This window comes from Xanthomonas sp. D-109 (assembly GCF_017746095.1).
Lineage (GTDB): Bacteria > Pseudomonadota > Gammaproteobacteria > Xanthomonadales > Xanthomonadaceae > Xanthomonas_A > Xanthomonas_A sacchari.
Window position 1 is genome coordinate 1 of record NZ_JAGHWV010000028.1, and the last position, 16,153, is coordinate 16,153.

General features: G+C 69.1%; 12 protein-coding genes. 6 read left to right on the forward strand and 6 right to left on the reverse strand.

Annotated features, from left to right (window positions below):
* The first annotated feature begins 604 nt into the window (after window positions 1-604).
* Window positions 605-1,672, forward strand: a complete 1,068-nt coding sequence (locus J7357_RS20325) for an NAD(P)-dependent alcohol dehydrogenase (RefSeq protein ID WP_209249341.1) — start codon at window positions 605-607, stop codon at window positions 1,670-1,672.
* 310 nt (window positions 1,673-1,982) lie between these two features.
* Here the strand turns inward: J7357_RS20325 and J7357_RS20330 are convergent, their stop codons facing one another.
* Both J7357_RS20330 and J7357_RS20335 read right to left on the reverse strand, forming a co-directional pair.
* The gene (locus tag J7357_RS20330) at window positions 1,983-3,725 is read right to left on the reverse strand and encodes a M28 family metallopeptidase (RefSeq protein ID WP_209249327.1); all 1,743 of its coding nucleotides are present in this window, start codon (window positions 3,723-3,725) and stop codon (window positions 1,983-1,985) included.
* A gap of 81 nt (window positions 3,726-3,806) precedes the next feature.
* A complete protein-coding gene (locus J7357_RS20335; RefSeq protein WP_209249329.1) occupies window positions 3,807-4,469 on the reverse strand; it encodes a hypothetical protein in 663 nt (220 codons plus the stop codon).
* A 187-nt stretch (window positions 4,470-4,656) separates the two neighbouring features.
* Between J7357_RS20335 and J7357_RS20340 the strand changes: the two genes are divergently transcribed.
* Both J7357_RS20340 and J7357_RS20345 read left to right on the forward strand, forming a co-directional pair.
* Window positions 4,657-5,883 (forward strand): peptidoglycan DD-metalloendopeptidase family protein, encoded by a 1,227-nt coding sequence (locus tag J7357_RS20340; RefSeq protein ID WP_244667707.1) that lies wholly within the window; start codon window positions 4,657-4,659, stop codon window positions 5,881-5,883.
* Window positions 5,884-5,987: 104 nt separating this feature from the next.
* A complete protein-coding gene (locus J7357_RS20345) occupies window positions 5,988-7,487 on the forward strand; it encodes a S41 family peptidase (RefSeq protein WP_209249333.1) in 1,500 nt (499 codons plus the stop codon).
* Window positions 7,488-7,555: 68 nt separating this feature from the next.
* On the opposite strand, the gene J7357_RS20350 is transcribed toward J7357_RS20345, so the two are convergent.
* From J7357_RS20350 to J7357_RS20360, 3 genes are read right to left on the reverse strand one after another with little or no spacing between them, the layout of a single operon-like run.
* Window positions 7,556-8,542 carry a D-2-hydroxyacid dehydrogenase family protein gene (locus tag J7357_RS20350; protein WP_209249335.1) on the reverse strand — a complete coding sequence of 329 codons (987 nt, stop codon included), beginning with the start codon at window positions 8,540-8,542 and terminating at the stop codon, window positions 7,556-7,558.
* A gap of 4 nt (window positions 8,543-8,546) precedes the next feature.
* On the reverse strand, window positions 8,547-8,867 hold the full coding sequence (locus J7357_RS20355) for a DUF1820 family protein (RefSeq protein WP_209032314.1): 321 nt from the start codon (window positions 8,865-8,867) through the stop codon (window positions 8,547-8,549).
* 35 nt (window positions 8,868-8,902) lie between these two features.
* The gene (locus J7357_RS20360) at window positions 8,903-9,595 is read right to left on the reverse strand and encodes a rhomboid family intramembrane serine protease (RefSeq protein WP_010340917.1); all 693 of its coding nucleotides are present in this window, start codon (window positions 9,593-9,595) and stop codon (window positions 8,903-8,905) included.
* Window positions 9,596-9,839: 244 nt separating this feature from the next.
* Here J7357_RS20360 and J7357_RS20365 point away from each other — a divergent pair, with 244 nt between their 5' ends.
* Window positions 9,840-11,180 (forward strand): outer membrane protein transport protein, encoded by a 1,341-nt coding sequence (locus tag J7357_RS20365; protein ID WP_209249337.1) that lies wholly within the window; start codon window positions 9,840-9,842, stop codon window positions 11,178-11,180.
* 137 nt (window positions 11,181-11,317) lie between these two features.
* Here J7357_RS20365 and putA read toward each other — a convergent pair whose 3' ends face one another.
* Entirely contained in the window at window positions 11,318-14,509 is a 3,192-nt protein-coding gene (gene putA, locus J7357_RS20370; protein WP_209249343.1) for a bifunctional proline dehydrogenase/L-glutamate gamma-semialdehyde dehydrogenase PutA, read from the reverse strand.
* A 262-nt stretch (window positions 14,510-14,771) separates the two neighbouring features.
* Here putA and J7357_RS20375 point away from each other — a divergent pair, with 262 nt between their 5' ends.
* Both J7357_RS20375 and coxB read left to right on the forward strand, forming a co-directional pair.
* The gene (locus J7357_RS20375; RefSeq protein ID WP_029561818.1) at window positions 14,772-15,248 is read left to right on the forward strand and encodes a DUF2244 domain-containing protein; all 477 of its coding nucleotides are present in this window, start codon (window positions 14,772-14,774) and stop codon (window positions 15,246-15,248) included.
* A gap of 20 nt (window positions 15,249-15,268) precedes the next feature.
* A partial coding sequence (gene coxB, locus J7357_RS20380) for a cytochrome c oxidase subunit II (RefSeq protein WP_209249339.1) occupies window positions 15,269-16,153 on the forward strand: 885 nt, incomplete at its 3' end.

A 16,153-nucleotide genomic window follows, 5' to 3' on the forward strand; every position in this document is an offset into this window, starting at 1 on the left:
ATTTTTTATTGCGCCTGGAAAAACACCCAACGCGCGCAGACGATCAGGGACGGGCGAAACCTCGTTCTCCCTTCTCCCGTCGGGACCATGGCCCCCTTCTTGGGGGAAGGTGCCCCGCAGGGGCGGATGAGGGTGCGGGCCAAGCCTCGCAATGACGGATCGGCGAGGCGCTGCGCGCGCCCTACCCTCACCCCTACCCCTCTCCCGGGGGGAGAGGGGCTCGGTTCCTCCCTTCTCCCCTCCGAAGAAGGGGCTCGCACGGGCGGATGAGGCCAAACGCTCTACTACCTCCCGCGTCGCTGTCGCGCGCGTCGAGACGTGCCGCGTCGCCGCCCCCTCCGTAGTGCCGTGGCTGAGCGCCGGCATTTCGCTTGCGCTCCATCGGTGGAGTGCGGCTACGTTCAGCCGAGCACGTGCGCCAGTCCACACTTGTTCGCTTCGACAGCGGATTCAGAGCAAGCGCATCGCACCGTTCCATGTGGCGATGCGCGCCTTTCATGCCGCGCCGCTTAGACTTTTTCTCGATTTTGGCGACCGCGTGGGCATCTCTGCCTGCCTCGCGCATCGCTTTTCGGCCCCTTTCACCCACCACGAGGCCTTCCCCATGAGCCAAGCCAATGGATACGCCGCCAAGGCGTCCGATCAGCCACTGACCCCCTTCACCTTCGAGCGCCGTGCGCTCGGTGCGCATGATGTCAGCATCGAGATCCTCTACTGTGGCGTCTGCCACTCGGATCTGCACACCGCCCGCAACGAGTGGCACAACACCCAGTACCCGTCCGTCCCCGGCCATGAAATCGTCGGCCGCATTACAGCGGTGGGCGATCAGGTCACTGCCTTCAAGGTCGGCGACCTGGCCGGTGTCGGCTGCATGGTCGACAGCTGCCGGCATTGCGCCTCCTGTGCCGATGGCGAAGAGCAGTACTGCGAAAACGGCTTCGTCGGTACCTACAACGGTCCGATGTTCGGCGGGGAGAACACCTATGGCGGCTACTCCGATCACATCGTGGTCGACGAGAAGTACACGCTGCAGATCCGCCACGATGCCGACCAGCTGGCGGCGGTGGCGCCGCTGCTGTGCGCTGGCATCACCACCTATTCGCCTCTGAATCACTGGAAGGTCGGCCCGGGCAAGAAGGTCGGCATCGTCGGCCTGGGCGGCCTTGGCCATATGGGCGTGAAGATCGCCCACGCCATGGGCGCGCATGTCGTGCTGTTCACCACGTCGGCCGGTAAGCGCGACGATGCGCTGCGTCTGGGCGCGAACGAGGTGGTGGTGTCGAAGAACGCCGACGAGATGGCGGCGCACACCAACAGCTTCGATTTCATCCTCAACACCGTGGCGGCACCGCACGACCTCGATGCGTTCCTGACCCTGCTCAAGCGCGACGGCACCATGACCCTTGTCGGCGCGCCGGCCGAGCCGCACCCGTCGCCGACGGTGTTCAACCTGATCATGAAGCGGCGCCAGCTGGCCGGTTCGCTGATCGGCGGTATCCGTGAGACCCAGGAGATGCTGGATTTCTGCGCCAAGCACGGCATCGTGTCCGACATCGAGACGATCGAGATGGCGCAGATCAACGAGGCCTACGAGCGCATGCTCAAGGGCGACGTGAAGTACCGTTTCGTCATCGACATGGCCAGCCTGGCGCAGACCAAGCAGGCGGCCTGAGCCGACGGCGACCGTGGCGGTCAGCCGCCGCGGTCACGTCATGCGTCATCGTCATCCCATGAAAGCCCGGGCAGCGCATGCCCGGGCTTTTCTGTAGCGGTAGCTCTCGTCGCGGCCGAAGTGCTTTGCGCGTGGGTGTCCGATCGGCATTCGAGGCGCTCGGAACACGTCCGGCAACCGCGCAGCACTGCGTGCAGTAAGCGATCTGCACGAGGTGGTGGCACCGACGACGCCCGGTGCGCCGCGCGACCCATGGTGGCAGAAACGGCGCCGAAGCGCCGTTGCCATGAAGCTCGGGATAAGCCGCCGCCTACTTGCCGGCGGCAGGCTGCGCCGCCGGCAGCGACGTCGGCCTTCCCATCATCTTGTCGCGTGCGGCCTTGAACGGATTGTCCGCATACCAGTTCGGCCAGCTGTCGCCGGCCGCCAGTTCCTTGCCGACGCCGTACACCGCCTGCAGGTCGTCCATCACGCCGTCGAGCTTCCAGGTCGCCGGATCGTACTCGTCGGCCGGCGTGTGGTAGCGCTTGGCGTACTCTGCCGCGGCGCGGCGCCCGGCTTCGATGCCGCCGTCGACCAGGTCTTCGCCGCCGTCGATGTACAGCGCCGGCACGCCGGCCTTGGCGAAGTTGAAGTGATCGGAACGGAAGTAGAACCCGCTCTGCGGCGCGTCCTCGGAGTGCAGCACGCGGCCTTGCGCGGCGGCGATCGGCTTGAGCATATCTTCCAGTTGCGAGCTGCCGAACCCGTTGACCACCAGGTCCTTGGCGCGCCCGGCCACCGGCATCGCATCCAGGTTGATGACGCCGGCGATCTTGTTCAGCGGGAAGGTCGGATGCGCCACGTAGTACTTGGAACCGAGCAGCCCCGACTCCTCCAGCGTCACCGCCAGGAACACCACCGAACGCTCGGGCTTGGGCTGCTGGTGCGCGAAGGCCTCGGCGATTTCGAGGATGCCGGCCACGCCGGTGGCGTTGTCGACCGCACCATTGTAGATGTTGTCGCCGGGCTCGCCCTCGTGCTTGCCCAGGTGATCCCAGTGCGCCATGTACAGCACCGCTTCGTCGGCGCGGCTGCTGCCGGGCAGCACGCCGACCACGTTGCGCGAGGTCTTCTCGGCGATGGTGCTCTTCAGGTCCACCGAGAGCTTGGCCTTCAGCGGGACCGGCTTGAAGCCGCGCTTGCTGGCGTCCTTGTACGCTTGCGCCAGATCCAGTCCGGCATCGGCGAACAGCTGCTTGGCCGCCTCGGCGGTGAGCCAGCCCTGCACCGGGATACGCGGCTCCGGATCGTCCTTCGCCGGCAGGTCGTACTGCGCGCCGGACCAGGAGTTCTTGACCACGTCCCAGCCGTAGCTGGCGCCGGGCGCGTCGTGCACGATCAATGCGGCGGCGGCGCCCTTGCGCGCGGCTTCCTCGAACTTGTAGGTCCAGCGCCCGTAGTAGGTCATGCGCTTGCCTTCGAACAGGCTGCCGTCGCCGGTGTGGAAGCCGGGGTCGTTGACGAACATCACCACCGTCTTGCCCTTCCAGTCCTGGCCGGCATAGTCGTTCCACTTCTGCTCCGGCGCGTCCACGCCGTAGCCGACGAAGACCATGTCGCTGCCATCGAGCTTGACCTCGGGCTGGCCGGTGCGCGTGCCCACCACCATGTCGCTGCCGAAGGCGAGCTGTCGCGCAGCGCCGTCGTGGCTAATGGTGAGCGTGGTGCCGGGCGCCGCGGTGGTCTCGGTCATCGCCACGTCCTGGAACCAGCTGTCGCCGTTGCCGGGCTGCAGGCCGATGCGCTGCATCTGGTCACGGATGTAGGCGACCGTCTTGTCCTCGCCCGGCGTGCCGGGACCGCGGCCTTCGAAGGCGTCGGAGGACAGCGTCTTGACCAGTTCGGCGAAGTCCGCCGGCGCGATCCCGGTGGAGAACGCGTGCGTGGGCGCCGCAGCGGGCGCGGGCGTCGCGGCCGGTGGCGTGGTGTCGGCGGCCGGGGCGGGCGCTTCGCGTTTGCACGCGGTCAGCGCCGCGGCCGCGGCCAGGCACAGCACGAGCTTGCGGGACATGGGGGCTCCTGGTGGCGAGGGAACCCTGGATTCTATAGGCAAGCCGCGCGCGTCCGGGCGCGCGCGGCGACGCGGCATGGCTCAGTTGTTCGGCGCGGTGTCGCCGTCGAAGGGCAGCGCGGTGGCGCCGGTGATCGGCCCGGTCTTGGCGCTGCGGTGCACGTACAGGGTCACTTCGCGCTCGAAGCGCAGCGGGCCGTCGATGACCGCGCGGGGGCCGACGATGACCCGCGGCTTGCGCGTCGGCTTGAACGACATGCTGAAACTGGGCTTGTTGATCGAAATGCCGCCACCGACATGCGAATCGTGGCCGACGGTGATGTCGCCGTTGACCGTCTCGATGCCCTTGTCCAATTGCGTGGCGACCAGGCCGATGCTGCCGTTGACGCTTTCGATGCCGCCGCCGACGCGGCCGCCGCGGTCGACGAAGATGCCGCCGTTGACGGTTTCGATGGAACCGGCGACCTGCGCGCGCTCGCCGAGGGTGATGCCGCCATTGACCGTGGACAAGCCCTTGGTCTGCGCGCCGTCGGCGACCTTGACGCTGCCGTTGACTGTTTCCACGCTGCCCACCTGGGCGCCGGACTGGACGTTGATGCTGCCGTTGACCGTTTCCAGATCCCCGTACTGCTTGCCGGCGTCGGCAGTGATGCTGCCGTTGACCTTGCTGATGCCTTCGCCCGCGAACGCCTGGCCGGCCGTCAGGGCCAGCGCCAGCACAACCGCCAGATGCATGCGTTTCATCCTTCACCTCCCGGGCGCCGACGATGCGGCCGCAATCAATCGTGAGGCGATCACAACACGCTTCGCTACAATCCACACCTGCCTGAAGTCACTGGACCCTCGCTTGCCCGCAGCCGCGCCTGTCCCACCGCATTCCGCCGCGCCCCGCGCGGCCGAGCGGCGTGCGCCCGTGCAATGGCGCGGGCCGTTGCGCAGCCTGCTGGCGGCGGCGTGGCTGCTGACCGCCGGGTTGGCCGCGGCGCAGAATCCGCGCGAGGCCGAGAAGCGCCTGGAGAAGGTGCGCAACGAACTGAAGAGCGTGGCCGAGGAGCGGCGGCAGCTAGAAGGCAAGCGTGGCGACGCCGCGCGCCAGTTGCGCGACGCCGACGAAAAGGTCGCCGCCACCGGTCGCAGCCTGGCGCAGACGCAGCAGGCGCTGCAGCGGCACCAGCAGACCCTGGCCGAGCTCGAGCGCAAGCGCGATGGCCTGCGCAGCGGTTTGACGCGGCAGCGCGCCGAACTGGCGCAACTGCTGCGGGCGGCCTATGCCATCGGCGGCAATGCGCCGCTGAAGCTGCTGCTGGCGCAGGACCGCGTGGCCGACGCCAACCGCCTGCTGGCCTATCACCGCTATCTGCAGCGCGAGCGCGCGCAGCGCATCGCCACGCTGACCCACGAGCTGCAGGCGCTGGAACAGGTGCAGCGCGAGGTCGTCGAACAGAAGCAGCAGCTGAGCGAGGCCCAGCGCCGCCAGCAGGAACAGGCCCAGGCCCTGCAGCGCGACCGCAAGCAGCGCGCCAGCGTGGTCTCGGAACTGGACCAGCGCTACCAGGACCGCAGCGAACGCGAGAAGGCGCTGGGCCAGGACGCCAAGGCGCTGGAGACGCTGCTCGCCAACCTGCGCGCCGCCGCCGCGCGCGCCGAGGCCGAGCGCCGTGCCGCGGCCAGGCGCGAAGCGGCCGAACAGGCGGCGCAGGCCAAGGCCGCGGCGAAGGCCGGGCGTGGCGGCGGCAAGGTGCCGCCCAAGGTGGTGGCCGCGGCGCCGCCGCTGAAGGTCGGTGGCCTCGGCTGGCCGCTGTCGGGCGACCTGATCGCGCGCTACGGCGGCCGGCTGCCCGACGGGCGCACCAGCAGCGGCGTGCTGATCGCCGCGCCTGCCGGCAGCACCGTCACCGCGGTCGCCGACGGCACGGTGGTGTTCTCCGACTGGATGACCGGCTACGGCATGATCCTGATCGTGGACCACGGCAACGGCTACATGAGCCTGTACGCGCACAACGACACGCTGCTGCGCGACGCCGGCGCCAAGGTCAAGCGCGGCGATGCGGTGGCCAAGGTCGGCAATTCCGGCGGCCAGGGCCGCCCGGCGCTGTACTTCGAACTGCGCCGCAATGGTCAGCCGGTGGATCCCTCATCCTGGCTGCAGCGCCGCTGAGCCACGCCAACGCGGTGCGTTCAACGCGAATTTAGCTCGGCTTCGCGCATAATCCGGACAACCGCGCCGTGCACGGTGCGGGTCTTCCCCAATCGGAGTGCTTCATGCGCGTAGTCCTGTCCGCAGCCCTGTTGCTCGCCCTGGCGCCGCTGCCGTCGATGGCGCAACGCGCCGAGGCGCAGACGCCCACGGCCCCGGCGGCCAGCGCCGACGATCCCGACGCCACCGAATCGGCCAGCGCCAAGGTGCCGCTGGACGAGATCCGTCGCTACGTCGCGGTCTACAACGCGGTGAAGGAAGCCTACGTCGATCCGGTCGACGACAAGAAGCTGATGCAGTCCGCGATCCGCGGCCTGCTGCTGGACCTGGATCCGCACAGCACCTATTTCAGCAAGGAGGACGCCGAAGCCTTCGACGAGCAGACCAGCGGCGCCTACGACGGCATCGGCGTGGAGCTGCTGCAGTTGCCGGACAACACGCTCAAGGTGGTATCGCCGATCGACGACACGCCCGCCGCGCGGGCCGGCCTGCGCTCGGGCGACATCATCATCGCCATCGACGGCAAGCCGATCAGCGCGGTCAAGGCGATGGAACCGCTGCGCGGCGAGCCGGGCAGCAAGGTCGTATTGACCATCGCCCGCGACAAGGTGGCCAAGCCGTTCGACGTGACCCTGACCCGGCAGACCATCCGCGTGGCCAGCGTGCGCAGCCGCATGCTCGAGCCGGGCTACGGCTACATCCGCATCAGCACCTTCCAGGCCGACACCGGCGCCGATTTCCACAAGCAGCTGCAGCAGTTGCAGGCGCAGGCCGGCGGCAAGCTGCGCGGCCTGGTGCTGGACCTGCGCAGCAATCCGGGCGGCCTGCTGACCGCGGCGGTGCAGGTGGCCGACGACGTGCTCGACAAGGGCACCATCGTCAGCACCCGCGGGCGCATCTCGGTCAGCGATTCCAAGTTCGACGCCACCCCCGGCGACCTGCTCAACGGCGCGCCGATGGTGGTGCTGGTGGATGCCGGTTCGGCCAGCGCCTCGGAAGTGCTGGCCGGCGCGCTGCGCGACAACAAGCGCGCGCGCATCGTCGGCAGCCGCACCTTCGGCAAGGGCTCGGTGCAGACCGTGCTGCCGCTGGACAACGGCGACTCGGTCAAGCTGACCACGGCGCGCTACTACACGCCGAGCGGCAAGTCGATCCAGGCCAGCGGCATCGTGCCCGACGTGGTGCTGCACCCGGAGGCCAGCGCGGACGATGCTGACAAGCCGGCCGCGATCGCCGACTACAGCGAAGCGACCCTGCCGGGCCACCTGCATGGCGACGACGAGGGCGCCGAGGGCTACACCGCCGGCGACGTGCTGCCGGGCGATGGCCCGATCGCGCAGGCGCTGGCCGAATTGAAGCAGCCTGGCGCCGTGGCGCGGGCGGCTGCGGCGGCACCGGCCGGCAAGGGCAAGGCCAAGCCGGCACACAAGCCGGCGGGCGTCGCGCCGAAGGCGGCCCCGGCGAAGCAGCCGGCGGCGGAGCCGGCAAAGCCCGAGCCTGCCAAGTCGGAACCTGCAAAGACCGAGTCCGACAAGACCGAACCGGCTCCAGTGTCCGGGACCTGAGCCGGCGGGCGGCACCGTCGTCATCGCGCGCGCGGCGTGACCGTTGCGCGGCGGCGGTGGCCAGCGGCTCAGTCGGCGACGCTGAGCACCTCGGGATTGGCCAGCCGCTGCGGCGTGCCGGCGGCGAAGGCCAGCACGTTGTCGAAGGCGGCGCCGAAATACAGCGCGTAGCTGCTTTGTTCGACGTAGCCCAGGTGTGGCGTCGCCAGCACCCGCGGATGCCGCAGCAGCGGATGCTGCGGGTCCAGGATCGGCTCCTGTTCGAACACGTCCAGCGCCGCCTGCCCGGGACGGCCGGCGTCCAGCGCCGCCAACAGCGCGCCGGGGGCGATGAGTTCGGCACGGCTGGTGTTGACCAGCAACGCATCCGGTTTCATCCGCAGCAGATCATCCAATCCGATCTGGTGACGGGTGGCCGCGACCAGGCGGCGATGCAGGCTGAGCACGTCGCTCTCGGCGAACAGCGCCGCGCGGCTGGCGGCGACCGCGAAGCCGTCGGCGCGCGCCTGCGCACAACTGTCCTCGCTCCCCCATACCTGCACGCGCATGCCGAAGGCGCGGCCGTAGGCGGCGACGCGGCGGCCGATCTTGCCGTAGCTCCAGATGCCGAGGGTCAGGCCCTCCAGGCTGCGGCCCAGCTGCGCATCGCCGGTGGCCTGCCAGTGCCCGCCCAGCAGCGCATCGCGGTAGGCGGGCACGCGCCGGCTGGCGGCCATCAGCAGCGCCCAGGTCAGTTCCGCCGGCGCCACCGGCGAGCCGACGCCTTCGGCCACGGCCACGCCGCGCGCGGTGCAGGCGGCCAGGTCGATGTGCTCGCCGATCCGCCCGGTCTGGCTGATCAGGCGCAGCTTGGGCAGTCGCGCCAGCAGGGCGGCGTCGATGCGGGTACGCTCGCGGATCAGCACCAGCGCCTCGGCCTCGGCGGCATGGCGGACCAGGGTGTCGCGGTCGGGCGCGAGCGCGGTCAGCACCTGCACGCTGTGCGCCTGCAGCCGCGCGAAGCAGGGCAGGTGGCGCACCGCATCCTGATAGTCGTCGGCGATCAGGATGCGCATCGGCTCAGCGAGGCTTGCCGGGCATCGGGAACGGCGTGACCACCTTCTCGCCGGTGGCCGCGTCGCGGATCGCCGACGGCCCCTTCTTCTCCACCTCTTCGATGCGCACGATGCTCTGCATCGGCAGGTGCAGCGTCTTGGTGGCGCCGAACTCCTCGCGCAGGCGTTCCTCGGTGGGATCGATCACCAGCCCATCGTGCACGTCGAACACCAGCGTGCCGATCTCGGTGAAGCCCCACAGATGGCTGCTGCCCACGTGCTGGCAATACAGCTCGTAGACCTTGCCGTGGTTGAGGAAGGTCACTTTGTACAGGTGCTTGAACATGCCCGCAGTATACGGGCGCCGTTGCCGCAGGCGGCTCAGAAACCCTTGCGCTTGCGCAGCCGCCGCGCGATCGCCGCGCGCACGTACAGCCCGTAGACCATGCCGAAGGCGAAGCCGGCCAGGTGCGCCGACCACGCCACCATGCCGAACGCCGGGCCGATGTAGGCGAACACCACCTGCAGCGCTGCCCAGGTGCCGATCAGCAGCGAGGCCGGGGCGCGCACGAATTCCAGGAACAGCCCGAGCGGCAGCACCACGCCGAGCTTGGCCCGCGGGAACAGCGCCAGGTAGGTGCCGATCAGCGCCGACACCGCGCCGCTGGCGCCGATGATGACCCGGTCGGGGGTGCCGATCGCGAACACCGCGGCCAGGTTGGAAATCGCCCCGCCGCCCAGGAACAGCAGCAGGAACCGCCACGGTCCCAGCACGCGCTCGGCGGGCAGGCCGAAGATCAGCAGGAACACCAGGTTGCCGAGCAGGTGCGACCAGTCGGCGTGCAGGAACAGCGCGGTGAACAGGCGCAGCACGCTGCCGTCCTGCACCGTCGCCAGCCAGTCGCGCGGGCTGCCGACCCCGGCCGACAGCGCACCCCAGTCCAGCCACAGGGTCGCGCGCGCCTCGTCGGGACGGCTGATCGACCACAGGAAGGCCAGCCACATCGCCGCGAACAGCAGCGGGGTGGCCCAGCGCAACGTGGTGCGTTCGCGGGAAGGGATGGAAACGAACATGCGAGGGAAGGGGAACCGGAGACCGCTAGGACGCCAAGATAAGGGCTTCATTCGGCTGAACGCACGCCGACTCCACACGAACCTGAACGCATCATGTCGTTATTGTTTAGTTAACGGTGCGGGGTATACTCGCATACGGCGTCGTATGTCGGGAGGGGACTCCGGCGCGCATTCCCGGGCCGTTGCGGTTCGGGGTTGCGCAGGCGCGAACACAGACACTTCGTCTTCCGGAGAAAAACTAGTCATGCAAAACGCTACCCAGTTCGTCCGTTTCACCGCTCTGGCCGTCGGCATCGTCGGCGCGCTGGCCATGGGCCAGGCGCACGGCGCCGCGTTCCAGCTCAAGGAGAACAGCGCCAAGGGCCTGGGCCGCGCGTTCGCCGGCTCCGGCAGCGCCCCCGGCGATGCCTCGATCATCGCCGTGAACCCGGCCGGCATGCGCCAGCTCGACGGCAAGGTGTTCCAGGCCGACGTCAGCGCCATCCAGTTCTCGGCCAAGTACCAGGGCGACGGCGGCACCTACGCCACCGGCGCGCCGATCTCCGGCGGCCGCGGCGGCGACGCCGGCATGATCGCGCCGGTCCCGGCGGTGTACTTCCACATGCCGTTCGGCGAAAACAACAACATGCACTTCGGCACCTCGCTGACCGTGCCGTTCGGCTTCAAGACCGAATACGACCGCGACTGGGTGGGCCGCTACAACGGCGTCAAGACCGAGCTGCAGGCGATCGACCTGAACTTCGCCTTCTCCTACGACGTCAACCCGTACGTGTCGTTCGGCGCGTCGGTGTTCGCCGAGCGCCTGGACATCGATCTGAGCAACGCCATCGACTTCGGCACCATCCTGGCATCGCGCCGCGTGCCGGGCTTCGCGCCGGGCAGCGCCGATGGTTTCTCGCGCATCAAGGGCGACAACACCGACGTCGGCTTCACCCTGGGCGGCCTGTTCAGCATCGACGAGAACACCCACATCGGCTTCAGCTACCGGTCGCAGGTCGAGCACAAGATCACCGACGGCGATGCCAACTTCACCGTGCCGGGCAATGCCGCCACCGTGCTGGCTGTCGCCGCGCCGGGTACCTTCGTCGACACCAAGGGCCGTGCCACGGTCAAGCTGCCGGCCAGCGCCACCGCCAGCTTCACCCACAATATCAACGAGCAGTGGACGGTGATGGCCGACGTCACCCGCACCGCCTGGAGCAAGTTCGACAAGGTCACCGTCGACTTCGCCTCCAACCAGCCCGACAGCGTGCTGGACTTCTCGTACCGCGACACCACCTTCGTGTCGCTGGGTGCCGACTACCGCATGAGCGATACGCTGACCCTGCGTGGCGGCGTGGCCTACGACCAGACCCCGACCACCGACCAGCACCGCGACGTGCGCGTGCCGGACGCGAGCCGCAAGTGGGTCTCGCTGGGTCTGACCTGGAAGCCGTCCGAGCAGGCCGAGTACAGCTTCGGCTACACCCACCTGTTCACCAACGATCCGAGCATCGCCACCACCAGCGCCACCGGCAACACCCTGGTCGGCGACTACGACGTGAGCGGCAACGTGCTGGCGGCTTCGGTCAACTACAAGTTCTGATCGCAGGCGCTTCGCGGTTCACGAAAAAGCCCCGCTTCGGCGGGGCTTTTTTGTGCCTGTCCGCAGCGTGCGCTGCGCGCTGCGGCGGGCGGCGGCCGGCGCAGGTTCCGGGCGGAACGCTGCGCCGAGCGGGCCGGTCAGTCGCCCAGGGTCAGCAGCGAGGCGTTGCCGCCGGCAGCGGTGGTGTTGACCGTCACCACCTTCTCGGTGGCGAAGCGCAGCAGGTAGTGCGGGCCGCCGGCCTTGGGGCCGGTGCCGGACAGGCCCTGGCCGCCGAACGGCTGCACGCCAACCACCGCGCCGATCTGGTTGCGGTTGACGTAGACGTTGCCCACCGCCACGCGCGAGGCGATGCGCTCGATGGTCTCGTCGATGCGCGAATGCACGCCCAGGGTCAGGCCGTAGCCGGTGGCGTTGATCTGGTCGATCACCGCATCGAGCTGGTCGGCCTTCCAGCGGATCACGTGCAGCACCGGGCCGAAGATCTCGCGCTGCAACTGCGACAGCGACTGCAGCTCGTAGGCGCGCGGGGCGAAGAAGCTGCCGTGCGCGGTAGCGTCGTCGGTGGCGGCCACGGCGATCGCACGCGCTTCGCGGTCCATGCGTGCGGCGTGGTCGGTGAGGATCTGCAGCGCATCGGCATCGATCACCGGGCCGACGTCGGTGGACAGCAGGCCCGGGTCGCCGACCTTCAGTTCGGCCATGGCGCCAGCGAGCATCGTCATCACCTTGTCGGCGATGTCGTCCTGCACGAACAGTACGCGCGCGGCCGAGCAGCGCTGGCCGGCGGAGATGAAGGCGCTGGAGATCGCGTCCTTGACCACCGCTTCCGGCAGCGACGAGGAGTCGGCGATGAAGGTGTTCTGGCCGCCGGTCTCGGCGATCAGCACGCCGATGGCGGCATCGCGCGCGGCAAGCGCGCGGTTGATCGCACGCGCGGTCTCGGTGGAACCGGTGAAGGCGACGCCGGCCACGCGCGGATCGCGGGTCAACGCGGCGCCGACGGTGGCGCCGTCGCCGGGCAGGAACTGCACCACGGCCTCCGGCACGCCGGCTTCGTGCAGCAGCTTCACCGCGGCGTGGCCGACCAGGTTGGTCTGCTCGGCCGGCTTGGCGATGACGCTGTTGCCGGCGGCCAGCGCCGCGGCGACCTGGCCGAGGAAGATCGCCAGCGGGAAATTCCACGGGCTGATGCACACGAACACGCCGCGGCCGTGCAGCTGCAGTTCGTTGGATTCGCCGGTCGGGCCGGGCAGGCGCTCGGGGGCGCCGAACTGCGCGCGCGCCTGGCCGGCGTAGTAGCGCAGGAAATCCACCGCCTCGCGCACTTCGGCGACGCCGTCGGGCAGGGTCTTGCCGGCTTCCTTGACGCACAGCGCCATGAACTCGGGCATGCGCGCTTCCAGCAGGTCGGCGGCGTGTTCGAGGATGGTGGCGCGGCTGGCGGCCGGGGTGCGGTTCCAGGCCGGGTAGGCGGCTGCGGCATTGCTCAGCGCCTTCTCCACGGTGGCGGCATCGGCCGGCTTCCAGTGGCCGACGACCTGGCGGCGGTCGGCCGGGTTGGCGACCGGCAGCGCATCGCCGGCGATCACCGCGCCCGGCACCAGCGGCGCAGCCTGCCAGGGCTTGAGCGCGGTATTGAGCTGGTCGGCCAGCGCGCGCAGATCGTTGTCGTTGGCGAGGTTGGCGCCCATGGAATTCTTCCTGTTGTGGTTCTGGCTGCGCAGCAGATCGACCGGCAGCGGAATCTTCGGATGCGGGATGGAGGCGAACGCGGACACGGCCTCGACCGGGTCGCGGATCAGGTCTTCGATGGCCACGTCTTCGTCGGTGATGCGGTTGACGAAGCTGGAGTTGGCGCCGTTCTCCAGCAGGCGCCGCACCAGGTAAGGCAGCAGGTCCTCGTGCGAGCCCACCGGCGCGTACACGCGGCAGGGCACGCCGAGGCGGTCGGCGGGGATCACTTCGGCATAGAGGTCGTCGCCCATGCCGTGCAGCTTCTGGTGCTCGTAGTCGCGGCCGCCGGCGATGGCGCGCACCGCGGCGATGGTCTGCGCGTTGTGGGTGGCGAACATCGGATACAGCGCGTCGCTGTGCGCGAACAGGCGCTTGGCGCAGGCCAGGTAGGACACGTCGGTGTTCTGCTTGCGGGTGAACACCGGATAGCCCGGGTGGCCCTCGACCTGCGCGCGCTTGATCTCCGCGTCCCAGTAGGCACCCTTGACCAGGCGCACCGGGATGCGGCGGCCGACGCGGCGCGCCAGGTCGGCAAGGAAGTCGATCGTGTACGGGGTGCGCTTCTGGTACGCCTGCACCGCCAGGCCGTAGCCTTCCCAGCCGTCCAGCGAGGGATCGGAGAAGGTGGCCTCGATGATGTCCAGCGACAGTTCCAGGCGGTCGGCCTCTTCGGCGTCGACCGTGTAGCCGATGCCGTAGGACTTGGCCAGTTGCGCCAGTTCCAGCACGCCCGGCACCAGCTCGGCCATCACCCGCGCGCGCTTGGCGTGCTCGTAGCGCGGGTACAGCGCCGAGAGCTTGATCGAGATGCTGGGCGCGGCGAACACCGCGTCCTTGCCGCCCTGCGGGCGCTGCGCGGCGAAATGCTTGCCGATGGCGTGGATCGCCTGGCGGTAGGCGTCGAGATAGCGCTGCGCGTCCTTCATGGTCAGCGCGCCTTCGCCGAGCATGTCGAACGAATAGCGGTAGTGGGCGTTGTCGCCCTTCTTCGAGCGGGTCAGCGCCTCGCCGATGGTCCGGCCCATCACGAACTGGTGGCCCATGATCTTCATCGCCTGGCGCACCGCCAGGCGGATCACCGGCTCGCCGACGCGGCCGATCAGGCGCTTGAACGCGCCGGACACGTCGGCGCGGGTGAGGTCGTTGATCTGCACCAGCTTGCCGGTGAGCATCAGGCCCCAGGTCGAGGCATTGACGAGGATCGAGTCGCTCTCGCCCATGTGCTTCTTCCAGTCCGCATCGCCGAGCTTGTCGCGGATCAGCTTGTCGGCGGTGTCTTGGTCGGGGATGCGCAGCAGCGCTTCGGCCACGCACATCAACAGCACGCCTTCCTCGCTGCCGAGGTCGTACTGGCGCATGAAGGCCTCGATCGCGCCCTGGTCCTGGGCGCGGGCGCGCACGCGGGTGACCAGGTCGGCGGCCAGCGCCTGCACCTTGGCCTGGTCGGCCGCGGGCAGGCGCGCCTGCTCGAGCAGTTCGCGCACGTGTTCGGCTTCGTCCTTGAGCCAGGCGGCGGTGATCGCCGCGCGCAGGGCCTGCGATGCGGGCGGGAGTTCGGGGGACAGCAAGGGCGAAGGAGACGCGGACGGCATCGCCGGAACAGAGCCGGCGCCAGGCAGAGCGTTCATGCGGGAAAGACCAGGGACAGAGCCCACCATTTTATGTCAGCGCCTGCACGCGCAGGGGGTTGCCGGTGTCTGCAAGGCGACGGCGGCAGCGCCCAGGCTGAACGCGAATCTGGTTGCGCTGCAGCATTTTTTATGGTGAACGCGCGCTTGCCGCCGCGCAGGCCGGGGGCTACCATCCAGGCGTGCTCGCGGCTCGGGCGCGAGCGGTTCGGAAGCGCGGTTCGACATGATCGAAATGTTTCCGTTTTCTCCGGAGGGGTCGGGTACGCAGCTGCGGCTGCGACCGCCGCGGGCGTTGAATGCCCGGCAATTCGTTCTGTTGTTCCTCGCACTGGCCGGGGCGATGTGGGCCGTGGCTGGGCTGGGGTGGCTCGCCGGCAATGTGTTCGCGCCTGCGTTCGCCCTGTTGCACAGCATCGTGGTGGCGCTCGCGCTGCATTGGTCATGGCGCGGCGGCGAGCGCGAAGAGGATATCCGGGTGGGTCCGGCCTGCGTGGAAGTGACCCGTCCGAATGCAGGAACGCCGGCGTTCCGCGCCCATCCGCATTGGGTGCGGTTGCGGATCGAAGGCGACGACAGGGTGGTGCTGGCATCCAGCGGCAAGCAGGTCCGGGTCGGCGAATTCCTCGGCCCCGACGAACGCCGGCAACTGGCGCAGACCCTGGAAGGCTTGCTCGCGGCCGTGACCGGCCGCAACCGATGACGCTCCAAGGGGTCTAGGCAATGAAGCAACGCGGCGGGTGGGTGCAACAGGCGGTCAGGGGCGGGATGGCGTTGGCGGCGGCGATGGCCGCACCGCTGGCGTGGGCGCAGTCGGCCGATCCCAAGCCGTGGCAGCTCAACATGGGCAGGGGCGTCACCCAGAGTGCGCGCAACGCCTACGACGCGCACATGGTCGCGTTGTGGGTCTGCGTAGTCATCGGCGTGCTGGTGTTCGGCGCGATGGCCTATGCGATCTTCAAGTTCCGCAAGTCCAAGGGCGCGGTGCCGGCGCAGTTCAGCCACAACACCAAGGCCGAGATCGTGTGGACGGTGATCCCGGTGCTGATCCTGATCGTGATGGCCTGGCCGGCCACCGCCAAGCTGATCGCGATGTACGACACCCGCGATGCCGAGATGACGGTGAAGGTCACCGGCTACCAGTGGATGTGGCGCTACGAATACCTGGGCGAGAACGTGTCGTTCACCAGCCGCCTGGCGCGCAGTTCCGATCGCCTGCGGCAGAGCCATGCGGTGCCCACGCTCGAGCACGACCCGCACTACCTGCTGGACGTGGACAACCGGCTGGTGCTGCCGGTGAACACCAAGGTGCGCTTCGTCATCACCGCCGACGACGTCATCCACGCCTGGTGGGTGCCGGCGCTGGGCTGGAAGCAGGATGCCATCCCCGGGATCATCAACGAGGCCTGGACCAGCATCGACACGCCCGGGGTGTACCGCGGCCAGTGCGCCGAACTGTGCGGCAAGGACCACGGCTTCATGCCGATCGTGGTCGAGGCGGTGAGCAAGCAGGACTTCCAGAAGTGGCTGGCATCGCGCAAGCCGGCGCCCGCCGCCGCGCCTGCGCCGGCCACGCCGGCAGCGGCCCCGGCTGCTGCGCCGGCCGCC